This is a genomic window from Cupriavidus sp. 05T313 (assembly GCF_056396665.1).
Genome location: NZ_JBFTLX010000122.1, coordinates 1 through 19,758 on the forward strand (window position 1 = coordinate 1; position 19,758 = coordinate 19,758).

The 19,758-nt window shown below is 68.5% G+C and carries 21 protein-coding genes; 17 read left to right on the plus strand and 4 right to left on the minus strand.

The features are described 5' to 3' along the window. Both AC1DKD_RS23955 and AC1DKD_RS23960 read right to left on the minus strand, forming a co-directional pair. A partial coding sequence (locus AC1DKD_RS23955) for a 4-hydroxybenzoate 3-monooxygenase (RefSeq protein WP_477143787.1) occupies positions 1-907 on the minus strand: 907 nt, incomplete at its 3' end. A 153-nt stretch (positions 908-1,060) separates the two neighbouring features. Then, complete coding sequence (locus AC1DKD_RS23960; RefSeq protein ID WP_441627822.1) at positions 1,061-1,528, minus strand: DUF3995 domain-containing protein; 468 nt, start codon at positions 1,526-1,528, stop codon at positions 1,061-1,063. A gap of 150 nt (positions 1,529-1,678) precedes the next feature. Here AC1DKD_RS23960 and AC1DKD_RS23965 point away from each other — a divergent pair, with 150 nt between their 5' ends. From AC1DKD_RS23965 to AC1DKD_RS23980, 4 genes are all read left to right on the plus strand, one after another. Continuing rightward, entirely contained in the window at positions 1,679-2,593 is a 915-nt protein-coding gene (locus AC1DKD_RS23965; protein ID WP_477143788.1) for an aldo/keto reductase, read from the plus strand. A gap of 7 nt (positions 2,594-2,600) precedes the next feature. Next, positions 2,601-3,950: an NTP/NDP exchange transporter gene (locus AC1DKD_RS23970; protein WP_477111212.1), complete on the plus strand. Its 1,350-nt coding sequence runs from the start codon at positions 2,601-2,603 to the stop codon at positions 3,948-3,950. Between the two features lie 124 nt (positions 3,951-4,074). After that, on the plus strand, positions 4,075-4,344 hold the full coding sequence (locus AC1DKD_RS23975; protein WP_441627828.1) for a hypothetical protein: 270 nt from the start codon (positions 4,075-4,077) through the stop codon (positions 4,342-4,344). A gap of 131 nt (positions 4,345-4,475) precedes the next feature. Further along, positions 4,476-4,826 carry a mechanosensitive ion channel protein MscS gene (locus tag AC1DKD_RS23980; RefSeq protein ID WP_441627830.1) on the plus strand — a complete coding sequence of 117 codons (351 nt, stop codon included), beginning with the start codon at positions 4,476-4,478 and terminating at the stop codon, positions 4,824-4,826. 203 nt (positions 4,827-5,029) lie between these two features. Here AC1DKD_RS23980 and AC1DKD_RS23985 read toward each other — a convergent pair whose 3' ends face one another. Next, complete coding sequence (locus tag AC1DKD_RS23985; RefSeq protein ID WP_477111213.1) at positions 5,030-5,749, minus strand: flagellar brake protein; 720 nt, start codon at positions 5,747-5,749, stop codon at positions 5,030-5,032. A gap of 407 nt (positions 5,750-6,156) precedes the next feature. Between AC1DKD_RS23985 and AC1DKD_RS23990 the strand changes: the two genes are divergently transcribed. The 6 genes from AC1DKD_RS23990 (at position 6,157) to AC1DKD_RS24015 (ending at position 10,687) form a co-directional block, all read left to right on the plus strand. Continuing rightward, positions 6,157-6,846, plus strand: coding sequence for a flagellar brake protein (locus tag AC1DKD_RS23990; RefSeq protein ID WP_477143789.1), 690 nt, complete (start codon positions 6,157-6,159; stop codon positions 6,844-6,846). 26 nt (positions 6,847-6,872) lie between these two features. Beyond that, complete coding sequence (locus AC1DKD_RS23995) at positions 6,873-7,388, plus strand: hypothetical protein (RefSeq protein WP_441627836.1); 516 nt, start codon at positions 6,873-6,875, stop codon at positions 7,386-7,388. Between the two features lie 367 nt (positions 7,389-7,755). Then, a complete protein-coding gene (locus AC1DKD_RS24000) occupies positions 7,756-8,862 on the plus strand; it encodes an S-(hydroxymethyl)glutathione dehydrogenase/class III alcohol dehydrogenase (RefSeq protein WP_035866615.1) in 1,107 nt (368 codons plus the stop codon). 8 nt (positions 8,863-8,870) lie between these two features. Then, the gene (gene fghA / locus AC1DKD_RS24005; protein ID WP_441627840.1) at positions 8,871-9,722 is read left to right on the plus strand and encodes an S-formylglutathione hydrolase; all 852 of its coding nucleotides are present in this window, start codon (positions 8,871-8,873) and stop codon (positions 9,720-9,722) included. A 48-nt stretch (positions 9,723-9,770) separates the two neighbouring features. Continuing rightward, a complete protein-coding gene (locus AC1DKD_RS24010; protein ID WP_441627842.1) occupies positions 9,771-10,139 on the plus strand; it encodes a VOC family protein in 369 nt (122 codons plus the stop codon). Between the two features lie 170 nt (positions 10,140-10,309). Beyond that, complete coding sequence (locus AC1DKD_RS24015; RefSeq protein WP_441627844.1) at positions 10,310-10,687, plus strand: hypothetical protein; 378 nt, start codon at positions 10,310-10,312, stop codon at positions 10,685-10,687. 8 nt (positions 10,688-10,695) lie between these two features. Here the strand turns inward: AC1DKD_RS24015 and AC1DKD_RS24020 are convergent, their stop codons facing one another. Continuing rightward, complete coding sequence (locus tag AC1DKD_RS24020; protein ID WP_441627846.1) at positions 10,696-11,694, minus strand: GlxA family transcriptional regulator; 999 nt, start codon at positions 11,692-11,694, stop codon at positions 10,696-10,698. 192 nt (positions 11,695-11,886) lie between these two features. On the opposite strand from AC1DKD_RS24020, the gene AC1DKD_RS24025 reads away from it, so the two are divergent. The 7 genes from AC1DKD_RS24025 (at position 11,887) to AC1DKD_RS24055 (ending at position 19,314) form a co-directional block, all read left to right on the plus strand. Beyond that, on the plus strand, positions 11,887-12,954 hold the full coding sequence (locus tag AC1DKD_RS24025; protein ID WP_441627848.1) for an ABC transporter substrate-binding protein: 1,068 nt from the start codon (positions 11,887-11,889) through the stop codon (positions 12,952-12,954). Next, the gene (locus tag AC1DKD_RS24030) at positions 12,935-13,996 is read left to right on the plus strand and encodes an ABC transporter permease (RefSeq protein ID WP_441627850.1); all 1,062 of its coding nucleotides are present in this window, start codon (positions 12,935-12,937) and stop codon (positions 13,994-13,996) included. The genes AC1DKD_RS24025 and AC1DKD_RS24030 overlap by 20 nt, the downstream gene beginning before the upstream one ends. Next, positions 13,990-14,823: an ABC transporter ATP-binding protein gene (locus AC1DKD_RS24035; protein WP_441627852.1), complete on the plus strand. Its 834-nt coding sequence runs from the start codon at positions 13,990-13,992 to the stop codon at positions 14,821-14,823. The genes AC1DKD_RS24030 and AC1DKD_RS24035 overlap by 7 nt, the downstream gene beginning before the upstream one ends. Positions 14,824-14,844: 21 nt before the next feature. Further along, a complete protein-coding gene (locus AC1DKD_RS24040; protein ID WP_441627854.1) occupies positions 14,845-15,798 on the plus strand; it encodes a substrate-binding periplasmic protein in 954 nt (317 codons plus the stop codon). A 28-nt stretch (positions 15,799-15,826) separates the two neighbouring features. Beyond that, entirely contained in the window at positions 15,827-17,116 is a 1,290-nt protein-coding gene (locus AC1DKD_RS24045; RefSeq protein WP_477143790.1) for an acyl-CoA dehydrogenase family protein, read from the plus strand. Positions 17,117-17,123: 7 nt separating this feature from the next. After that, the gene (locus tag AC1DKD_RS24050) at positions 17,124-18,608 is read left to right on the plus strand and encodes an FAD/NAD(P)-binding protein (RefSeq protein ID WP_441627858.1); all 1,485 of its coding nucleotides are present in this window, start codon (positions 17,124-17,126) and stop codon (positions 18,606-18,608) included. 244 nt (positions 18,609-18,852) lie between these two features. Beyond that, on the plus strand, positions 18,853-19,314 hold the full coding sequence (locus AC1DKD_RS24055; RefSeq protein ID WP_441627860.1) for a hypothetical protein: 462 nt from the start codon (positions 18,853-18,855) through the stop codon (positions 19,312-19,314). The last annotated feature ends 444 nt before the right edge of the window (positions 19,315-19,758 follow it).

Here is a 19,758-nt window from a genome sequence, read left to right on the forward strand (position 1 = left end):
CCGCCAGGTTCATGCCCTTGGCGCCGGTCGGCGGGACGATATGCGCCGCGTCGCCGGCCAGGAACAGCCGGCCATATTGCATGGGCTCCACCACATGGCTGCGCATCGGCGTGATGCCCTTTTGCAGCACCGGGCCTTCGTTGAGCCGCCAGCCGTCGCCGGTCTCCAGGCGGGCGTGCAGCTCCTGCCAGATCCGCGCATCTGGCCACAGGGTGAGATCCTCGCCGGGACGGCATTGCAGGTAAAGCCGCGTGATCTGCGGCGAACGCATCGAGAACAGGGCAAAGCCGCGCGCATGACTGGCATAGATCAGCTCCCGCGCGGCTGGCGCGGCCTCGGCCAGGATGCCGAGCCAGGCAAAGGGATAGGTCCGCTCGAACACCYGCAGCGCGGATGCTGGAATCGCTCCACGCGAGACGCCGCGAAAGCCATCGCATCCGGCGATGAAATCGCAATGCAGCGTGTGGCGCCGCCCCCCGTGTGCAAACGTGACGCCGGGCGCCTTGCCATCGATGCCGTGCAGCGCCACGCCGCTGGCCTCGAACAGCAACGGCGCGCCATCCGCCAGGCGCGCGGCGATCAGGTCCCTGACCACCTCGTGCTGGCCGTACACGGTGATGGCACGGCCCCCGGTCGGCCCGGACAGGTCGATATGGTGGCGGCGTCCGCCGAACAGCAGGTCGATGCCGTGGTGGCGCAGGCCCTGGCGCTGCAGGCGCTCGCCCGCGCCGCAGGCCACCAGCAGGTCCACGGTGCCTTGCTCCAGCACGCCGGCGCGGATGCGCGCCTCGACGTGCTGGCGGCTGCGGTCCTCGATGACCACGGCATCGATGCCGGCGCGGCGCAGCAGATGCCCCAGCAGCAGGCCCGCCGGCCCGGCACCGATGATCGCTACCTGGGTGCGCATCGTGGTCTCCCGTCTCCCGTTCAGCCTCTTGCCACGGCCCCTGGCCGCGGCGCCCGGTCTTGGATGAGGGGCATTTTCAGGCGCTCGCCCCCAATTTGCAATCGGGGGTTCCGGCGATACCGCGCGGGCCGCCGGCGGAAGCAGGAAGGACGATCAGGCTGGCAGGATCGCCACGTACGCCAGGCCGGCGGCCAGGACTGCGCATAGGGGCGAATAGACCCGCGTGTCCAGCCGCGCAAACGGAGAGCCGGTGATGCGCTTGAAGAAACCAACCAGGCGGAAATCGCCCACCGCCCTCGCCAGCATGGCCACCGCCACCAGGCCGATGGCCCATTGCAGGAGCGGCCCCGTGGATGGCGCGGCGAACAGCCCGGCGCGCGCGGCCACCATCGATGCCACCACCGCCAGCCCGACGGCCACCATCAGCGTGCCGGTGCGCGAAGGCGTGAAAGCGGGAACCATCGCAGGCACCGCGGCAGCCCCTTCGCCTGGGGATACCTTGCGCGGAATGCGGGGCACCGCCGCATCCTTGGCCAGGGAGCCGCCCAACGCCCAGTAGACATGCACGCCGGCAAGCAACAGGTAGATGCAGACCAGCAGAAGAGCGACCAAAGCGACCATGGCAGCAGGATTCCTATCTGTGAGAAGATGCCCCGGACCGGGGCATCCAGCTTAATCCAGCCGGAGTGCGCGATGCGAAGCCGTGACCATATGCCGCAGCACCGGGAATCCCGGCCGCCAGAATCCGTGCCCACCAGCAAGGAGACCGTCATGCCATCTGATCGACGCAGCTTCCTGTGCCRCAGCATGCTGCTTGCCGCCGGCCTGGCCTTGCCCGTCGCCGCGCTCGCTGCCCCGCCCTCCCCGCCCCCCCTGCGCCGTGCGCTGCCCGGCGGCCGCGAAACGCTGCCGGTGATCGGCATGGGCACCGCCGATACCTTCAACGTGGGTACCGGGCCCGGCGAGCGCGCGCCGCTGGCCGAGGTCATGGCCCTGCTGCTGCAAACGGCCGGCCCGGTGATCGACACCGCGCCCAGCTACGGCAGCGCCGAGGCCGTTACCGGCGACCTGCTGCTGGATGCCAGCGCCCGCGCCAAGGTCTTCCTGGCCACCAAGATCTCGGCGTCGGCCGCCAACGCGCCGGCGCAGTGGGCGCAGTCGCTGCGCGACCTGCGTAGCGAAACCGTCGATCTGCTGCAGGTGCACAACCTGATCGACTGGCGCGACAACCTGCGCTTTATCCGCCAGTTGAAGGAACGCGGCAAGACGCGCTATACCGGTATCACCCACTACCGCGAGGACGCGCACGAGGCGCTGGCCCAGATCGTGCGCAGCGAACGCGTGGATTTTGTCCAGCTCAATTACTCGGTCGCCGAGCGCAATGCCGAACGCACGCTGCTGCCGCTGTGCCAGGAGCGCGGCGTGGCGGTGCTGGTCAATCGCCCGTTCCAGGACGGCCGGCTGTTCCGCGCGGTCAAGGACCGCCCGCTGCCACCCTGGGCCGGCGAGATCGACTGCGACTCCTGGGGCCAACTCTTCCTGAAATTCATTGTCAGCCATCCCGCCGTGACGGCGGCGATCCCCGCCACGTCGAAGCCCAGGAACATGCGCGACAACCTCGGCGCGGGCCTGGGCCGCATGCCCGATGCCCGCCAGCGCGAGCGCATCGCCGCGCTGCTGGCCTGAGCCGGTCATGGCCAGCACCACGCAAGCGGCCCGGCACGGCCTCGGCATCCAGCCCGGCGAAGGCAGCGCGGTGGCGGCCGGCTTCCTGTTCTTCTTCTGCCTGTTCGCCAGCTACTTCATGCTGCGTCCGGTGCGCGAGACCATGGGTATCGCCGGTGGTGTGCAGAACCTGCAATGGCTGTTCACCGCCACCTTCGTGGTCATGCTGGTGGCGATTCCCTGCTATGGCCTGTGCAGCGCGCGCCTGCCGCGCCGGCGCTTTGTGCCGTGGGTCTATGCGTTCTTTATCGCCAACCTGCTGGGCTTTGCCTTGGCCACGCGCGCCGCGCCAGACAGTATCTGGCTGGCGCGGGTGTTCTACGTCTGGCTGTCGGTGTTCAACCTGTTCGTGGTGTCGGTGGCGTGGAGCCTGATGGCCGATGTATTCCGTCCCGGCCAGGCGCGGCGCCTGTTCGGCCTGCTGGCCGCCGGCGCCAGCGCGGGCGGACTCGCCGGGCCGTTGCTCGGCGGCTGGCTGGTGCCGCGCATCGGCCTGACCGGGCTGATGCTGCTGTCCGCCGCGCTGCTGGCGGCCACGCTGCCCGGCGTGGGCTACCTGTTCGGCTGGCGCCGGCGCGCCGGTGCCGGTGTGCCGGCGGCGGACGATCCGGTCCCGGCTCAGGACCCGGCCCGGCCCATAGGCGGCGGGCTTTGGGCCGGCCTGACGCTGGTGGCGCGTTCGCGCTACCTGCTGGGCATCAGCCTGTTCGTGATCCTGCTGGCCACCGCCAGCACCTTTCTCTACTTCGAGCAGGCCAGGCTGGTGGCACAGACCTTTCCCAGCCGCACGCAGCAGACGCAGGTCTTCAGCGCCATCGACGCCATCGTGCAGGCACTGACCATTGTGGTGCAGGTGTTCTTCTCGGGCCGTGTCGCCAGGCGCTATGGCGTGACTTCCCTGCTCAGCGCGGTGCCGCTGGCGGTGGCGGCGGGCTTCCTGGTGCTGGCGCTATGGCCAGCCTTCGGCGTGCTGGCCGGCGTGATGATCCTGCGCCGGGTGGGCGAATATGCATTGCTGCGGCCGGGCCGGGAGATGCTGTTCACGGTGGTGGATGCCGAAACCAAATACAAGGCCAAGAACGTGATCGACACCGCCGTTTATCGCGCCGGCGATGCGGTCAGCGCCTGGATCAAGACCGCCATTGACGGGCTATCCGGCCACCCGGCCGTGGTGGCGCTCACCGGGGCTGCGCTGGCATTGGGATGGGCCTGGCTGGGATGGTGGCTTGGCCGCCAGCATGAAGGCCAGCACGGGACCGCATCGCCGGCGTCCACCGCCCGCCTGGCGGCGGCGCCTCGCGACCGGGGCGGTGCCTGAGTACGCTCGCCAGATACGCCGGGAGGCAAATGCGATACACGGTTCAGGTGTTTTCCTGCACTTCAGCCCCCGCATTTGCCGAGAGTTGTGACGATTGTGACGGATTATTTTTCGAGGAGTCCTGATGAAGTCCGGAATTTCGATGTACAAGGCAGCCGCCCTGCTTACCGCCCTGGCCATCAGTGGCATGGCCTGCGCCGCGCTGCCGCCGCCCGAGCCGCAAACGCCGCAAGGCGAGCGCGCCACGCAAAAGCCCCTGCCGCCACAGCCGCCGCGGCACAAGAAACACAGGAAGCACAAGCAAAAGGCTCCTGACAGGCAGGCCCCGGCGCCGCAGGCTGCCCCGGTACCCGACGCTTCGCCACCTCCGTCGCCGCCGAGTCCGGCGCCCTGATCGCCATGGCTCCAGCGTTACATCTGCTAACCGTGTGGACAGATTCCGGCGACGCCTGACCCCTAAGATGCCTGCAAGGCCAGCCGCTGTCACTGTCGCTGGCCCTCACATGCAGCCACAAGGAGTCAGTCATGCGCAAACCCAATCGTGCCGCCCGCATCGTCGGCGCAGGCCTGCTCACCGCCGCGCTGCTGGCCGCGGGTCCTGCCTCCGCACGCGGACGCGGCCACGGTGACGGCGACTCAGCCGGCGCTGTCGCGCTGGCCATCGGCGCCCTCGTCGGGCTGGCCGTGGTCGGTACCGCCGTGGCCAGCCAGCCGGTCGTCATGGCCGCCCCGCCCGCGCCGGCTTATGGGCCGGCTTATGGGCCGCCGCCGGGATATTGCTATCGCGATTACGATCGCGCTTATGTGCCATGCGCGCCACAGCCGGCGCCCTATTACTATCAGGAAGCGCCGCAGCCTCGATACCCAGGATACTGAGCGCGACGGCCCGTCAGATCCGGCGGGCCATGGCACCACCGGCATCCTCGCGCGCCCGCTGGCGCAAAAGCCGAGCCAGGCGCTCCCTGGTGCGGAACTGCGTTTCGAGATGGCGGTGCCGGATGCAGTGGCGCCGTTGTTGCGGGGACCGGCGCAGGCTGGCCCGTCTCCGGGCGGCATGGCGATCCTGCCGGGCGCCTTGCTCACGGGCGGCCCGCCAGCTCCAGGGCAAACACCATGCGCTGCAGCCACTTGCCGCTCTGCGCATCCATCTGGCCAAAGCGGCAGCCGAAATGGTTGTACGCCTCGTTGCCGTGCCATGCCTTTCGATGCCGCACCACCTGCAGCGCAAGCTTCATCGCACCCAGGTCGCCAAGATCCAGGCAGCATTGCGCGATGCTGGTCCCGACCGGCAACTGACCCGGTCCGATGCGCATGGAGCGCAAGCCCACCCCGGATACGGACAGGTCCGCGACTTCCATTTCCACAAGCTGGCCGTCGCTTAACAGGATCTGGCAGCGAAAGTCCCTGTCCTGCTGCAGGCGGACGCGAAAATGCCTGCGGCGCGGAACCATATAGATCCCGGCCGGCAAGGAAGCGAGAAACGCCGGTCCGCCGTCGAAGCGGGTGACTGCCGGCGTGGCGAACCGGAAGTGGAACGTGATATCGCCCAGCGATGCCGAGGCGGCCAGTTCGCTGGCGTTCAGGATCGCTTCCAGTTCCAGGCCGTTGCGGCACCAGGCAAGCACGCAGGTGCCTCTGGATGGGTCGACGGACAGAAAGCACGAAGCAACCCGCCACTCCTGCACAGGTTGAAGATGGAGCCGGGTACGCACGCGGGCCAGATCCTGCAGGATCTGAAGTATCCGGCCCGGATCGCTGAGCCGTTCGATATGGCTGCCAGCAGCCCACGGGAGCGGCAAAGGCGCGCCTAAGGCGTTCGAGGCCATGATGGTATTGCAGACTGGTCCGGGAACACTGCGGCGCTAGCGCTACGATTCATCGGGACTAACTCATTCAAGGTATTCGATCGGACGTTTCTCGCGACTTTCCAGCTTCGAGGGCATATTCGTTGCATCGCATGTTCCGTTGCATGCCGACCGCTCTAACGGCATTGCCAGACAGGTTCTTGAGAAATCCAGCGCTCTCTTCCCCATCTTTTCCATTCGGCGCCATTCCGCCCTTCCCCGGCGGGCTAAAGATTTGATCGCTCCCGCCGTTAGGAGTCGTTTCGCGGTCACATTTCTTTCCGCTTTCGCTTGCCAGCCTGGGCCTGACTCCGCGCCGGGCCGACGCCTCGCGTCAGATCGTTCACCAGCCATTCCAATCCATGAATAGACTTGACTCCGCTTCGACCAACCCGCCGTCATCGGACGGGTTCCAGTACGCCCTTGAGGGTGAGATCCACGCGATACTGGACATCCTGGCCATGCAGGAGCGCAGCCTCGACTTGCGCTTGCCGGACGGGCGCACACTGCACACGAAAGTACTGTCCGTGGATGGGCCAGCCCGCACGTTTACGCTCCAGGGATACGTCAGCRAGCCTGACAATGAGGCAGTACTGGCCTGCGCGCAAAGCGAACTTTCGACTGTCCTGGATGATGTGTCGCTCACGCTTTGCCTGGGCGCCCCGGCCCGCTCCCTGTTCTCCGGCGCCGCCGCGTTCTCGGTGCCGTTCCCGGAAAAACTGTCCCAGGTGCAACGGCGGCGGGACTACAGGGCGGAGACGCTGGATTACCAGTACACATTCGAGGCCGAGTTGCCTGACGGCACCGGACTCATCCTGGACATTGCCGATCTTTCGGCGTCCGGGGTGGGCCTGCGCTCGCGCACACCAGGTACGAATGCCCTGGCCGTCGGGACGTTGCTGCCCAAAGGCAGGCTGCGCTTTGGCACGCTGGCAAGCCTGGAGATGGGGGTTCGCGTGGTACGTTACCAGTCGGTGCATACCGACGGCGATGCGGTACACCACTACGGCTGCGAATTTGTCGCGTTCGAGCAGGGCGCCCTGCTCGATTGACCGGAGTCATTCAACTGGAGTCATTCATGTCCCACCCGCATCGCGTCGTTGGCGCCCTGCTGCTTTCGATGTTTTCGCTTACCGCACTGGCACATGAATCGCTGTGCGCGGCGGCCGAGAATGTTGCGTTCTCATGCACGGTCAAAGGCAACAAGGTTGTATCGCTTTGCGCTTCGCCGGATCTTTCCAAAACGAAAGGGTACGTGCAGTACCGCTTTGGAAAAAAGGGGGCCGTCGAGCTTGCTTACCCGAAACTCACGGATGATCCGCGCAAGCACTTCCGGTGGGGCGTCACCGCTTACTCAGGTGGCGGCACCGATTACTTCCGGTTCTCCAACGGGGGCTACGACTATGTGGTCTACGCCGGCAGCGGCAAGGGCTGGGAAAAGGAAGGGCTTGTCGTCGAGAAGGACGGCAAGCGCGTCGGCAGCTTACCCTGCCGTGACGGAGGGCTAGGTCCGGACAACTGGGCGGTGATGTATTCCGCAGGTTTGCCGGAGCTGGATCAGAGCAAGCCATCGGATCAATTCGATATGCCCTGACCCTGCCATGACCCTGCCCTGACCCTGCCCCGATCCAGGCAAGGGGCGGCAGCGCGCGCTGGTCGACCCTGCGCTGGCCGCGTCGGCCAGTCGGAATCTCTCCGGGCCGATGCCAAAACCCTGGCCGAACCGGCATCCGGACTGCAGCCGCCCGGTCAGCCGTCCCGCCCCGCGCAACCCACGATTTCGGCCAAACAAGGGGCGCCCGAGGCCAAATCCGCCGCCTCGGGCATCCGCGGCCAACCGCGTGGGCGTATAGTCGTCGCTGACCAACGGTGCCGTGCCTGGCTCGTCCCGCACGGCACTGGTATGCGTCCCCAGACATCGGGCCGGCACGCAAGTTGCCACCACTACCAAGGACAACATCATGAAGACCAAAGCCGCCATCGCCTGGAAGGCCGGTGCCCCGCTGACCGTGGAAGAAGTCGACCTGGACGGCCCGCGCGCCGGTGAAGTGCTGGTGGAGATCAAGGCCACCGGCATCTGCCATACCGACTACTACACGCTGTCCGGCGCCGATCCTGAAGGCATCTTCCCGGCCATCCTGGGCCACGAAGGCGCAGGCATCGTTACCGACGTGGGCCCCGGCGTGACCTCGCTCAGGCCCGGCGACCATGTGATCCCCCTGTACACGCCGGAATGCCGCCAGTGCAAGTTCTGCCTGTCSCGCAAGACCAACCTGTGCCAGGCCATCCGCGCCACGCAGGGCAAGGGCCTGATGCCCGACGGCACCTCGCGCTTCTCCATCGACGGCAAGCCGATCTTCCACTACATGGGCACCTCCACCTTCGCCAACCACATCGTGGTGCCGGAGATCGCCCTGGCCAAGATCCGTCCGGATGCCCCTTTCGACAAGGTTTGCTACATCGGCTGCGGCGTGACCACCGGCGTGGGCGCGGTGCTGTTCACSGCCAAGGTGGAAGCCGGYGCCAACGTRGTGGTGTTCGGCCTSGGCGGCATCGGCCTGAACGTGATCCAGGCGGCCAGGATGGTGGGCGCGGACAAGATCATCGGCGTGGACCTGAACCCCGGCCGCGAGGCCATGGCCCGCAAGTTCGGCATGACCCACTTCATCAACCCGAACGAGGTGGAGAACGTGGTGGACCATATCGTGCAGCTGACCGATGGCGGCGCCGACTATTCCTTCGAATGCATCGGCAACACCAAGGTCATGCGCCAGGCGCTGGAGTGCTGCCACAAGGGCTGGGGCAAGTCGATCATCATCGGCGTGGCCGAGGCCGGCGCGGAGATCTCCACCCGCCCGTTCCAGCTGGTCACCGGCCGCGAATGGAAGGGCTCGGCCTTCGGCGGCGCGCGCGGCCGCACCGATGTGCCGAAGATCGTCGACTGGTACATGGACGGCAAGCTCAATATCGACGACCTGATCACCCACACCCTGCCGCTGGAGCGCATCAACGAGGGCTTCGACCTGATGAAGCGCGGCGAGTCGATCCGCTCCGTGGTCCTGTACTGAGGCCCGCCATGCTCGAACTACTCTCAGAGCACGGCTGCTTCGGCGGCGTGCAGCGCTTCTATCGGCACGCCTCGACGACCATCGGCCTGCCGATGCGGTTCTCGGTATTCCTGCCGGCGCAGGCATTGATCCAGCCCGAACGGCGCCTGCCCGCGCTGTTCTACCTGGCCGGCCTGACCTGCACCGAGGAAACCTTCATGATCAAGGCCGGCGCCCAGCGCGTTGCCGCCGAGCATGGCCTGATCCTGGTGGCGCCCGATACCAGTCCGCGCGACACCGGCATCGCCGGCGAGGCGCAGGCATGGGATTTCGGCGCGGGAGCGGGTTTCTACCTGGACGCCACGCAGGCGCCCTGGAGCCAGCACTGGCGCATGGAAAGCTATGTGGCGCAGGAGTTGTTCGACCTCGTCACCACCGCGCTGCCCGCCGATCCGCAGCGTGTCGGCATCTTCGGCCATTCGATGGGCGGGCATGGTGCGCTGGTGCTGGCGCAGCGCCATCCCGGCCGCTTCCGCTCGGTGTCGGCCTTCGCGCCCATCGCCGCGCCCATGCGCTGTCCGTGGGGCGAGAAGGCCTTTAACGGCTATCTGGGCGAGGACCGCGCAAGCTGGGAGCAGTACGACGCCTCGGCGCTGATGCGGCGCCAGGCCAGCGCGCCCTTCCCACGCGGCATCCTGGTCGACCAGGGCCTGGCCGACAAATTCCTCGCCGAACAGCTCTACCCCGAAGCCTTCGAGGCCGCCTGCGCCGCCGTCGGGCAGCCGCTGCTGCTGCGCCGGCACGAGGGCTACGACCACGGCTATTACTTCATCTCGACCTTCATCGAGAACCATATCCGGCATCACGTAGCGCAACTCTGACYATGTGCGGACGGGCTGGACCCCGCCCGTCCGCCTGAACAAGGCATCATGAGCAACCTGACCACCATCGAACTCAAGGCCTTTGTGCCCGCCCGGGATTTCGCGCTATCCAGGCAGTTTTACCAGGACCTGGGTTTCGTCATGCCATGGAGCGACGACAACCTGGCCTACCTGCATCACGGAAAGTGCTGCTTCATGCTGCAGAACTTCTATGTGAAAGAGCTGGCCGAAAACCTGATGATGCATTTGCTGGTGGAAGATGTGCAGGCCTGGTGGGACAAGGTCAATGCACAGGATATCGGCGGGCGCTACGGCGTCAGGCTCGTGCCGCCACAGGACCAGCCCTGGCAGATGCGCGACTTCGTGCTGCTCGATCCGTCCGGGGTGTTGTGGCGTATCGGGCAGAACCTGGAGTAAGCGCCGGTGCAGGCGGCGCCGCCTGGTAATACGTTGAAACACGCCGGCGCCCGATGAAACGGAATCCGCCGTGCGACGCCTTGCGTTGCGGCGGGCCGCGCTGGTAGTGTCCTGGATCGCTGTCACCGCGTCATCCGAACGCGGCTTGCGGCCAGCCGAAGGACTTCAACATGACCCGCAGCGCCCGCGCTTTTCGCCTGATTCCCGTGGTGGCCACGCTATTGTTGTCACCCGCCGCCTTCGCGCAGGGTTCACCCGCGGCTGGCGACGAAGCCATGAACGCCATCCAGAGCAACTTTGCGCGCATGACGCCTGCGCCGCGCACGGTGGACAGCATCAATCAGGAACTGAAGCAGAACCATGCCGCGCCGATCGGCGCCAGCGGACGTGGCGGCAGCCGCGGCCGGGGCCGCCAGCGCTCGCAGGACAGCGCCCAGAACGGCCCGGGCGGCACTGCGGCCGATACGCCAGCAAGCCAGGATACGGGGCTGCACGCCAACGCGCCGGGCGCTACGCAGGCGGCCGCGGCGGCTTCAGGCAACCAGTAAAGCCGCGCCTATCGCTGCGCCACCCCGAAACGCTCGCGGTAGTCCCGCGGCGTAATGCCCATCTGGCGCAGGAACGCGCGCCGCAGCCCCTCGTCCGAACCAAATCCGGTGCGCGCGGCAATGGACTTGAGCGGCAGCTCGCCTTGTTCAAGCAGCCGCCGCGCCCCTTCGATGCGCGCCGACTCGATAAACGCCATCGGGCTGCTACCCGTCTCCCGCGCGAACACGCGCCGGAAATTGCGCTCGCTCATCGCCACCCGGCCCGCCATCTCCGCCATCGTGAAGTCGTGCGTCAAATCCGAGAGTATCCAGTCCTGCACCCCGCGAATGCCGGCGTGGCTGGTGGCCTGGCTGGCCAGATGCAGGCTGTACTGCGATTGCCCCCCTGGACGCTTGAGGTAGACCACCAGTTCACGCGCGAGGTCTAGCGCCAGTTCGCGGCCAAGGTCTTCCTCGACCACGGCCAGCGCCAGGTCGATGCCCGCAGTCACCCCGGCCGAGGTCCACAGGTTGCCCTGGCGCACAAAGATGGCGTCCGCATCCACTTCCACCGCCGGAAAGCGCTGGCGCAGCAGCGCGGCCACGCCCCAGTGCGTGGTGGCCCGGCGCCCGTCGAGCAGGCCCGCGGCGGCCAGGAAGAAGGTGCCCGAACACAGCGCAATCAGCCGCCCGATGCGCGGCGCCACCGCGCGCGCCCAGGGCACGATGCCCTGGGCTTCGTCCATGGCGCGCTCGATATCGCGCGCGCCCACGATCAGGGCGATGTCCGGCAGCAGCACGGTATCGAGCCGGGCCGTGGCCTCCAGCGTCATCAGCGTGTCGGAGCGCACCGGGCCGGTTTCCAGCGCGACGATCCGGGTGGCGTAGGCCGGTGGCTGCCCGCGCTGGGCCAGGCGCACATTGGCGTAGTCGAACACCGTCATGGGGCCGACCGCCTCCATGGCCTTGAATCCGGGGTACACCACGATATCCACCCGCCGTGGGGCGGCGACTGCCTGCGCTTGCATCGATCTGACCGGAATGGAAAGCGGCGATCTTACCCCACTGCCGGCCACGCCCTCGCGCCGGTACAAGCATATGCAGCCGCCGCATTAGTCGGTGGGCGTGCAAGCTTGTGCCAACAAATTCGTTCTGTTGCAGTGAACCAGTTCTTAGCATGGTGCATATCGTCCACATCCCGCAGCCTACCGAGGAGTGTCATGCACCAAGAGCCAGAGCAGCCGTCCGCAGTCAACCGTTCCTCGCCCGAGGGCAATCCGCGCAGCACGGGCGCCCTGAACCGCCGCGGCTGGCTGCAGGCCGCCGGCGCGCTCGCCATCGCCGGCGGCGTCGCGCCCTTTATCTGGACCTCCAGGGCCAGCGCCGCCACCGGCCAGCTCAAGCCGGTCAAGCTGGCCTGGAACGCCAGTTCCGTGTGCCTGGCGCCGGTTGCCGCGGCGCTGAAGGAAAACATCTTCCGCAACCACGGGCTGGACGTGGAGCTGATCAACTTTGGCGGCTCGACCGACCAGTTGCTCGAAGCCATTGCCACCAGGAAAGCGGACGCCGGCGTGGGCATGGCGCTGCGCTGGCTCAAGCCGCTCGAGCAAGGCTTCGACGTCAAGCTGACGGCGGCCACCCACGGCGGCTGCATGCGGCTGCTGACCCTGAGCAACTCGGGCGTGACCGACCTGAAGAGCCTCAAGGGCAAGACCGTGGCCGTCAGCGACATGGCCAGCCCGGCCAAGAACTTCTTTTCCATCCTGCTGGCCAAGCGCGGCATCGACCCCGTGCGCGATGTGCAGTGGCGCCAGTACCCGGCCGACCTGCTCGGCATCGCGCTGGAAAAAGGCGAAGCCCAGGCCGCCGCCGACGGCGACCCGCGCACCTACCTGCTGCGCAAGGAGCGCGGCCTGGTCGAGGTCGCCACCAACCTGTCGGACGAATACGCCAACCGCGCCTGCTGCGTGCTCGGCATTCGCGGCAGCCTGATCCGCGAGGACAGGCAGACCGCCTCGGCGCTCACCCACGCCGTGCTGCAGGCGCAGGACTGGACGGTGGCCAATCCCGCAGGCGCGGCGCGGCATTTCGCCGAGTTCGCCAAGGTGCCGCAGGCCGATGTGGTGGCCATGCTCAAGAGCCATACGCACGGCCACCATCCGGTGGGCGCGGACCTGAAGAAGGAGCTGGCGCAATACACCGACGAACTCAAGCTGGTGTCGGTGATCCGGCCCGGCACCGATTCCAGCAAATTCGCGGAGCGCATCTATGCCAACGTTCTCGGCTGACGGGCAGCGCGGTGCGCTGGACAGCGCACAGGCGCTTGCCGGACACGATGCCTTCGACGCGCCCGATGACTTCCTGGCCTTGCCCGCGCCCGCGATCCCGCGTGTCTGGCTGGCCGGCGCACTGGCCGCGGCGGCCTGGCTGGCCGTCGCCGCCGTGGTGAAGTTCTGGCCCGAGCCGGAAGACTGGCCACTGACGCATGAAACCGCCTCGCTGTTCGCGGGTATCGCCGCCGTGCTGCTGGTGCTGGCATTCGTGCAGCACCGGCTGGGCGGCATCGGCGCCGCGCTGCGCCGTGCCGGACCGTGGCTGCTGGTGCTCGCGGCGCTGACGCTGATCTGGGAACTGGTGACCGCCAAGCTGGGCCTGTTGCCGCGCCCCTTCTTCGCGCCGCCGCAAGCGCTGCTTGAAGTGTTTCTCGAGGACTATGCGCGGCTGGCCGACGCGGTGGCGCACTCGCTGCGCCTGCTGGCCACCGGCTACCTGCTGGGCGCGCTGGCGGGCTTCCTGACCGGCGTGGCCATCGGCTGGTCGAGCCGCGCCGGCTACTGGGTCCACCCGGTGCTGCGCCTGCTGGGGCCGCTGCCGGCCACGGCATGGCTGCCGATCGTGTTCTTCGCCTTTCCCAGCAGCGCCAGCGCGGCCACCTTCCTGGTGGCGCTGGCGACCTGGTTCCCGGTCACGGTGCTGACGTGGTCTGGCGTGGCGGCGGTGGACCCGGCGTATTACGACGTGGCCCGCACCCTCGGTGCCAAAGAGCGCTTCCTGGTGCTGAAAGTCGCCGTGCCCGCGGCGCTGCCGAGCGTGTTCGTCGGCCTGTTCATGGGCCTGGGCGCATCGTTCTCGGTGCTGGTGGTGGCCGAGATGCTGGGTGTCAAGTCCGGCCTGGGCTGGTACCTGCAATGGGCCCAGGGCTGGGCCGCCTACGCCAGCATGTACGGCGCGCTGCTGGTGATGGCGATCCTGTTCTCAGGGCTCATCACCTTGCTGTTCCGCTCGCGGGACCGCCTGCTGGCCTGGCAAAAAGGAGTGGTCAAATGGTAAGCGCCGTGCTCGACGAACCCGCCCGGGCCCAGCCTGCGCAAGCTGCCATCGACACGGCCGGCGCCGCCGGCAACGGCGTGCGCCTGACCATCGACCAGGTCAGCCATCATTTCACGCTGCGCGACCAGGTGCTGCCGGTGCTCAGCCGCGTCAGCCTGACTGCGGAGCCGGGCGAGTTCGTTGCCCTGCTCGGTCCCAGCGGCTGCGGCAAGTCCACCCTGCTGCGGCTGGTGGCCGGGCTGGAGCCGCCACGGCGCGGCACGCTGGCGGTGGATGGCGTACCGATCGGCGGGCCTGACCCGAGCCGGGTGGTGGTGTTCCAGGACCCCACGCTCTACCCGTGGCGCACCGTATGGGACAACGCCGCGCTCGGCCTGGAAGCGCGCGGCTTGCTCGGCAGCCAGCGCGCCCGCGTGGACGATGCGCTGGCACGCGTGGGCCTGACCGACTTCGCCCGCGCCTATCCGCGCCAGCTGTCCGGCGGCATGGCGCAACGCGCCGCGCTGGCGCGCGCTCTGGTCAACGAGCCGCGCCTGCTGATCCTCGACGAGCCGCTGGGCAAGCTCGATTCGCTGACGCGCCTGAGCATGCAGGGCGAGCTGGTAGCGCTGTGGCAGCGCTCGCGCTTTACCGCGCTGCTGGTTACGCACGACGTGGAGGAAGCGCTGCTGCTGGCCACGCGCGTGATCGTGTTCAGCGAACGCCCCGCCCGCATCACGGCGGAACTCAGGATCGACCGCGACTATCCGCGCCATCGCGACGACCCCGAACTGATCCGGCTGCGCCGCGAGATCCTCGGCCTGCTGGGGCTGGGCCAGGGATGGTAAGCCAACGCAGGCGAGGCGGCCATGCCCGATGAGCTCTGGCATCTGCACGGCACCTGGTGGCTGGGGCCCGACCCGCTACCAGGCGGCATGGCGGACGGCATGCGTACGCGTAGCCTGCCGCGCTTGCCCTCTGGCATCCCGGCGGCGACAAGGCGCATGGCGGGCGTGATCGCCCTGGCGGCTTGCGCGATCGCCCTGCCGCTTTGGCTCTTCGCCGGCACGCCGTGGCAATCGCACGCCGAACCCGGTCCCCTGCTGCGCCAAGCCCAGGCGCGTGGCGAACTGGTGGTGGGCGTGCATGTGTATCCGCGCCCGACGCCGCCGGGCCGGCCGCTGGTGGCAAAACCCGATCCGGGTGAAGCCGGGCTGGCCGCGGAACTGGGCCGTGCACTGGGCGTCCCGGTCAGGCTGCGGCATTTGCCGGTAGCCAGCGCCGGCGGCAACGAGCACCCCGCTATCGATCTCGCTTTTGGCGCGGCGGCGGACGGCGCGTATCCTCGCGCAGCCTCGGTACGGGCACCAGGCACGCCTCGCGGCACTTTGCTGACCCTGCGCTTCGCGCCGGTAAGCCGGCTCGATGCGCTCGACGGCAAGACCGCCTGCGTGAGCGAAGGCAGCCCTTTCCAGGCGCTCCTGACCCGAGCTGGCGCCGGGCTTCGCCGCTACCCCTCGCCGCTGCAGTCGCTGCTGGCGTTCCGCCGTGGCGAGTGCGCGGCGGTGGCGGAAGATGCCGCGCTGATCGCGCGCGTGATGCGCTTGCCGGAATGGCGCTTCTTCGCGGCGGCGCCGCTGCTGCTCGATGGCGAGGGCGCGACGCTGACGCTGCGCCAGCCTGACGCGCAATCGGCGCGCTACCTGGAGCACTGGCTGGCGCGCTGGCAACGCGACGGGCGGCTTGCACGGCTGCGAGATGCAGCCGCCGGCGACGCCGCCTTCAACATGATGCTGGTCGAGAGCGGGCTGATCTGCCATTGAACATCCACCAGACAAAACAGGAGCAAGAATGCATTTGAAACCCACCGGCACGACCAGCCGGCRGCGGATTTCGGAGTGGCATCGCGAAAGCGGCTTCACGCCCGCCGCGCCAACCCCCGATGCCACCGGTACGGCCGGCGCGGCGCGTCCCCTGCGCACGGACGAAGCCTTGCGCGCATTGTCCGCGCGCTTTGCCGCACGCGCCGCCACGCATGACCGCGACGCCACCTTTGCCTTCGAGAACATCGCCGAACTCCACCAGCTCGGGCTGCTCGACCTCACCGTGCCGCGCGCGCTCGGCGGTGCCGGCGCCGGGCTGGCGGAAGCGCGCCGCGTGGTCCATCACGTGGCTGCGGGCGATCCGTCCACGGCACTGGTGCTGGTGATGCAGATCCTCGGCCATCGCAACCTGGCGCAGGACACGCAATGGCCGGCTGACATCCGCGAACAGGTGCAACGCAGCGCGGTGGAACAAGGCGCGCTGATCAATTCCCTGCGCGTGGAGCCCGCGCTGGGCTCTCCCGCGCGCGGCGGCCTGCCGGCCACGGTGGCGCGCCGGCAGGGCGACGGCTGGCTGCTGTCGGGCCACAAGATCTATTCCACCGGCATCCCGGCGCTGAGCTGGCTGGCCGTATGGGGCCGCACCGACGAGCCCAGCCCGCGCACCGGTGTGTTCCTGGTGCCGCGCGACGCGCCCGGCATCACCGTGTTGCCTACCTGGGACCATCTCGGCATGCGCGCCACCGGCAGCCACGACGTGGTCTTCGACAACACCCCGCTGTCCGCCGCCCATGCGGTCGACCTGCGCCTGCCCGAAGCCTGGGCGGAACGCCATGACCCGGCCTGGGCCGTGTGGACATCCACCCTGCTCGGCACGCTGTACAACGCCGTGGCGCACAGCGCCCGCGACTGGTTTGTCGCGTGGCTCAACCTGCGCGCCCCCGGCAGCCTGGGCGCGCCGCTGGCCACGCTGCCACGCTTCCAGGAAGCGGTGGGCCGCATCGACAGCTGGCTGCTGGCCAACCGCATCCTGCTGGACCGCTTCAGCGCCGATGCCGATGCCGGCGCGCCGGCCAGCGCCACGGACAGCAACCTGCTCAAGCTCAACATCACCGACAACGCCATCGCCGCCGTCGAGCTTGCGGTCAGGCTCGCCGGCAACCCCGCCTTGTCGCGCGGCAACCCGCTTGAGCGCCATTACCGCAACGTGCTGTGCAGCCGCATCCATACCCCGCAGAACGACGCCATCCTGGTGAGCGCCGGCGAGCAGGCGCTGCGCGCCGCGGCACACGCCAACCCGCCCGGCACCAACGCCTGAGACCATCATGACCCGACCCGATTCCCAGCCACGCCGCATCGCCATCGTGGGAGGCGGCATGGCCGGCACCCTGACCGCCATCCGGTTGCTGCGCGACAGCAGCGCACCGCTCGCCATCCACCTGTTCGAGCCGCGTGCCGAGCCGGGGCGCGGGCTGGCCTACAGCACGCAAGACCCGGCGCACTACCTCAACGGGCCCGCGCTGAACTTCAGCCTTCACCCCGATGCGCTGGAAGACTTCTCGCAATGGCTGGTGCGCCATGGTCACGCCGCCCCCGCCGAGGCCGACAACGCCTTCGCTCCGCGCGGCGTGTACGGCGACTACCTGCAAGACACCCTGGCGCGCGCGCTGGCAGGCGCGGCCGGGCACGCCACGCTGGAACATGTGCGAGCGGAAATCACCGACGTGACCATCGGCGTGCCGCACCGCGTGCGCAGCGCCGACGGCCGCGCCTGGGATACGGACCACATCGTGCTGGCCACCGGCGTGCAGCCCGCGCGGCCGGCGCTGGCGCAAGACGACGCGCTCGAAGCCGATGGCCGCTACGTGCCGGACCCCTGGCAGCCCGAAGCACTGGCCCGGCTCGCGAACGCACGCGAGATCGCCCTGATCGGCACCAGCCTGACCATGCTCGACGTGGTCGCCACGCTGGAGCGCCTCGGCTTCACCGGCACCTACCACGCGTTCTCCCGGCGTGCGCTGGTACCCTGGCTGCGCCACAACGCCGGCCCCTGCGACGACTTCCTGGCCGCAGCGGGACCTGTAGCGCTGGCCGCGCCCACCGCGCGCGACGTGGTCCGGCGGGTGCGCCGGCAAAGCGCTGCACTGACGGCGCAAGGCCTCGACTGGCAAAGCGTGCCGCCCGCGCTGCGTACCTACATCGGCCCGCTGTGGGCGGCCGCCAGCGTGCCGGAGCGCCAGCGCTTCCTGCGCCATGTGCGGCCCTTCTGGGACAACCTGCTGCACCGCGCCGCGCCGCCCACGCATGCGGTATTCGAGGCGGTGCGCGCACAGGGACGCCTGCACGTACACGCCGCCCGCGTCACCGCACTGGCGCCGGCCGATGACGGGAACACCGCGAGCGGCTGGCAGCGTGGCGGTCACGGGAGCGAGGGAAGAAGCCACCGCGTGGCCCTGCACCTGTCGCGCCCGCTGCCCGCGCCCTCCACTGTGGACGCGGCCATCAACTGCACCGGCGCGGAGTACGGCTGGCACGCAGGCAACACCCGGCCCCTGGTGCGCAGCCTGCTGGCGCGCGGCCTGGTGCGGCCGGCGGCAGCCGGGTCTGGCCTCGACGGCGACGCGCGCGGCCGCGTATTCGATCGCGGCGGCCGCCTCGTGCCCGGCCTCAGCACGCTGGGCGCACCGCTGCGCGGGGCATTGTGGGAGTCGGGCACCATCATCGACGTGCGCAACCAGGCCGCAGCGCTGGCGGCACGGCTGGTGGAGGAACTCGGACTGACGGCCGAGACCGAGGCGCAGGCGGCCTAGCCGGCCGGCATCCGGCCAAGGGCACGCGCAGCCTGATTCAGCCAACGCTTGCCAAAGGCATCCGGTGCTGGCATATAATCCCGTCCGGGCGCCGGCAGGGCGCCCGCTCCCGCAAAAGCCAGCGCACCTGCCTGCCCGTACCGTACGGCGCCGAGCGATCCAGCCCGGCACCGCCAGTTCGTTGCAAGAACCACAACGTTGACCTTTTTTGCCGCCGCGGGAAACGGCATTGCAAGGACATGACATGTGGCTCACAACGCTCAACGCTCCATCCCGCCTTCCCAATAGCGATTTCCTGCGCCGCCATGCACGCAGGCTGTTGCGCCAGCTCCACGCCGGAGAAGCCATGCAGGCGCTACCGGTAATCCGGCGCATCCACCGCGAGCAGGTACGCGCGCAAAGCGTCGCGGAACTCTACCGGCTGCGCCACACACTACAGCTCAAGCACTGCCTGCAACTGCTGGCGGCCGAACTGGGCTACGCCGGCTGGTCCGCGTGCAAACGCGACATCGACGGCCGCCCCGCCAGGGTACTGGACCGCTACCGTCTCGACCTCGGCGAGTTCGGCGACTACCAGCAACTCTGGTTCGCCGACCGGCAAGGCGCCCAGGCATGGCAAGCGTCCAACGGCGGTTACGTGGTCACGTATGGTGAACAAGCGGCGGTGCTGCTGACGGGCAACGCCATGCCGGCGATGCGTGACTGACCGGGGGAGAACCACGGCTCGGGCCGAAGACCCTGAGAAATAGAGGTAGCAAGGGATTCCTGCCGGCCCGGGAACGGGCCGGCGCTATTTTCGCCTTCCATGCGTAACCTCATCCGCAGGTAGTTCGAGGAGGCGGCGCATCTTCTGGCCGCGCCGGATCGTGAACAGCGTGTCTCAGAAACTCAACTGCATCAATTGCAGTCGGCACGCCAAGTCCTGCGTGACCCCAGCGGCCATTGGCAGGCATGCCCGCAACGTGATTCGTATCGAGTTAGTGTGCAGGCGTCGACCGGCCGCCAAGAAAAGGCCGGTCGCACGCCAGTTGAGCGCAGTAGCCTGCCCCCCTTCAGGTCACCGCTCGGGTGGCAAGCTGCGAAAGCGGGTGACATGGGCGCGAGCCCCTGTTCGCTGAAAACTCGGTTGGCGCATGAAGTGGAGCCGCGA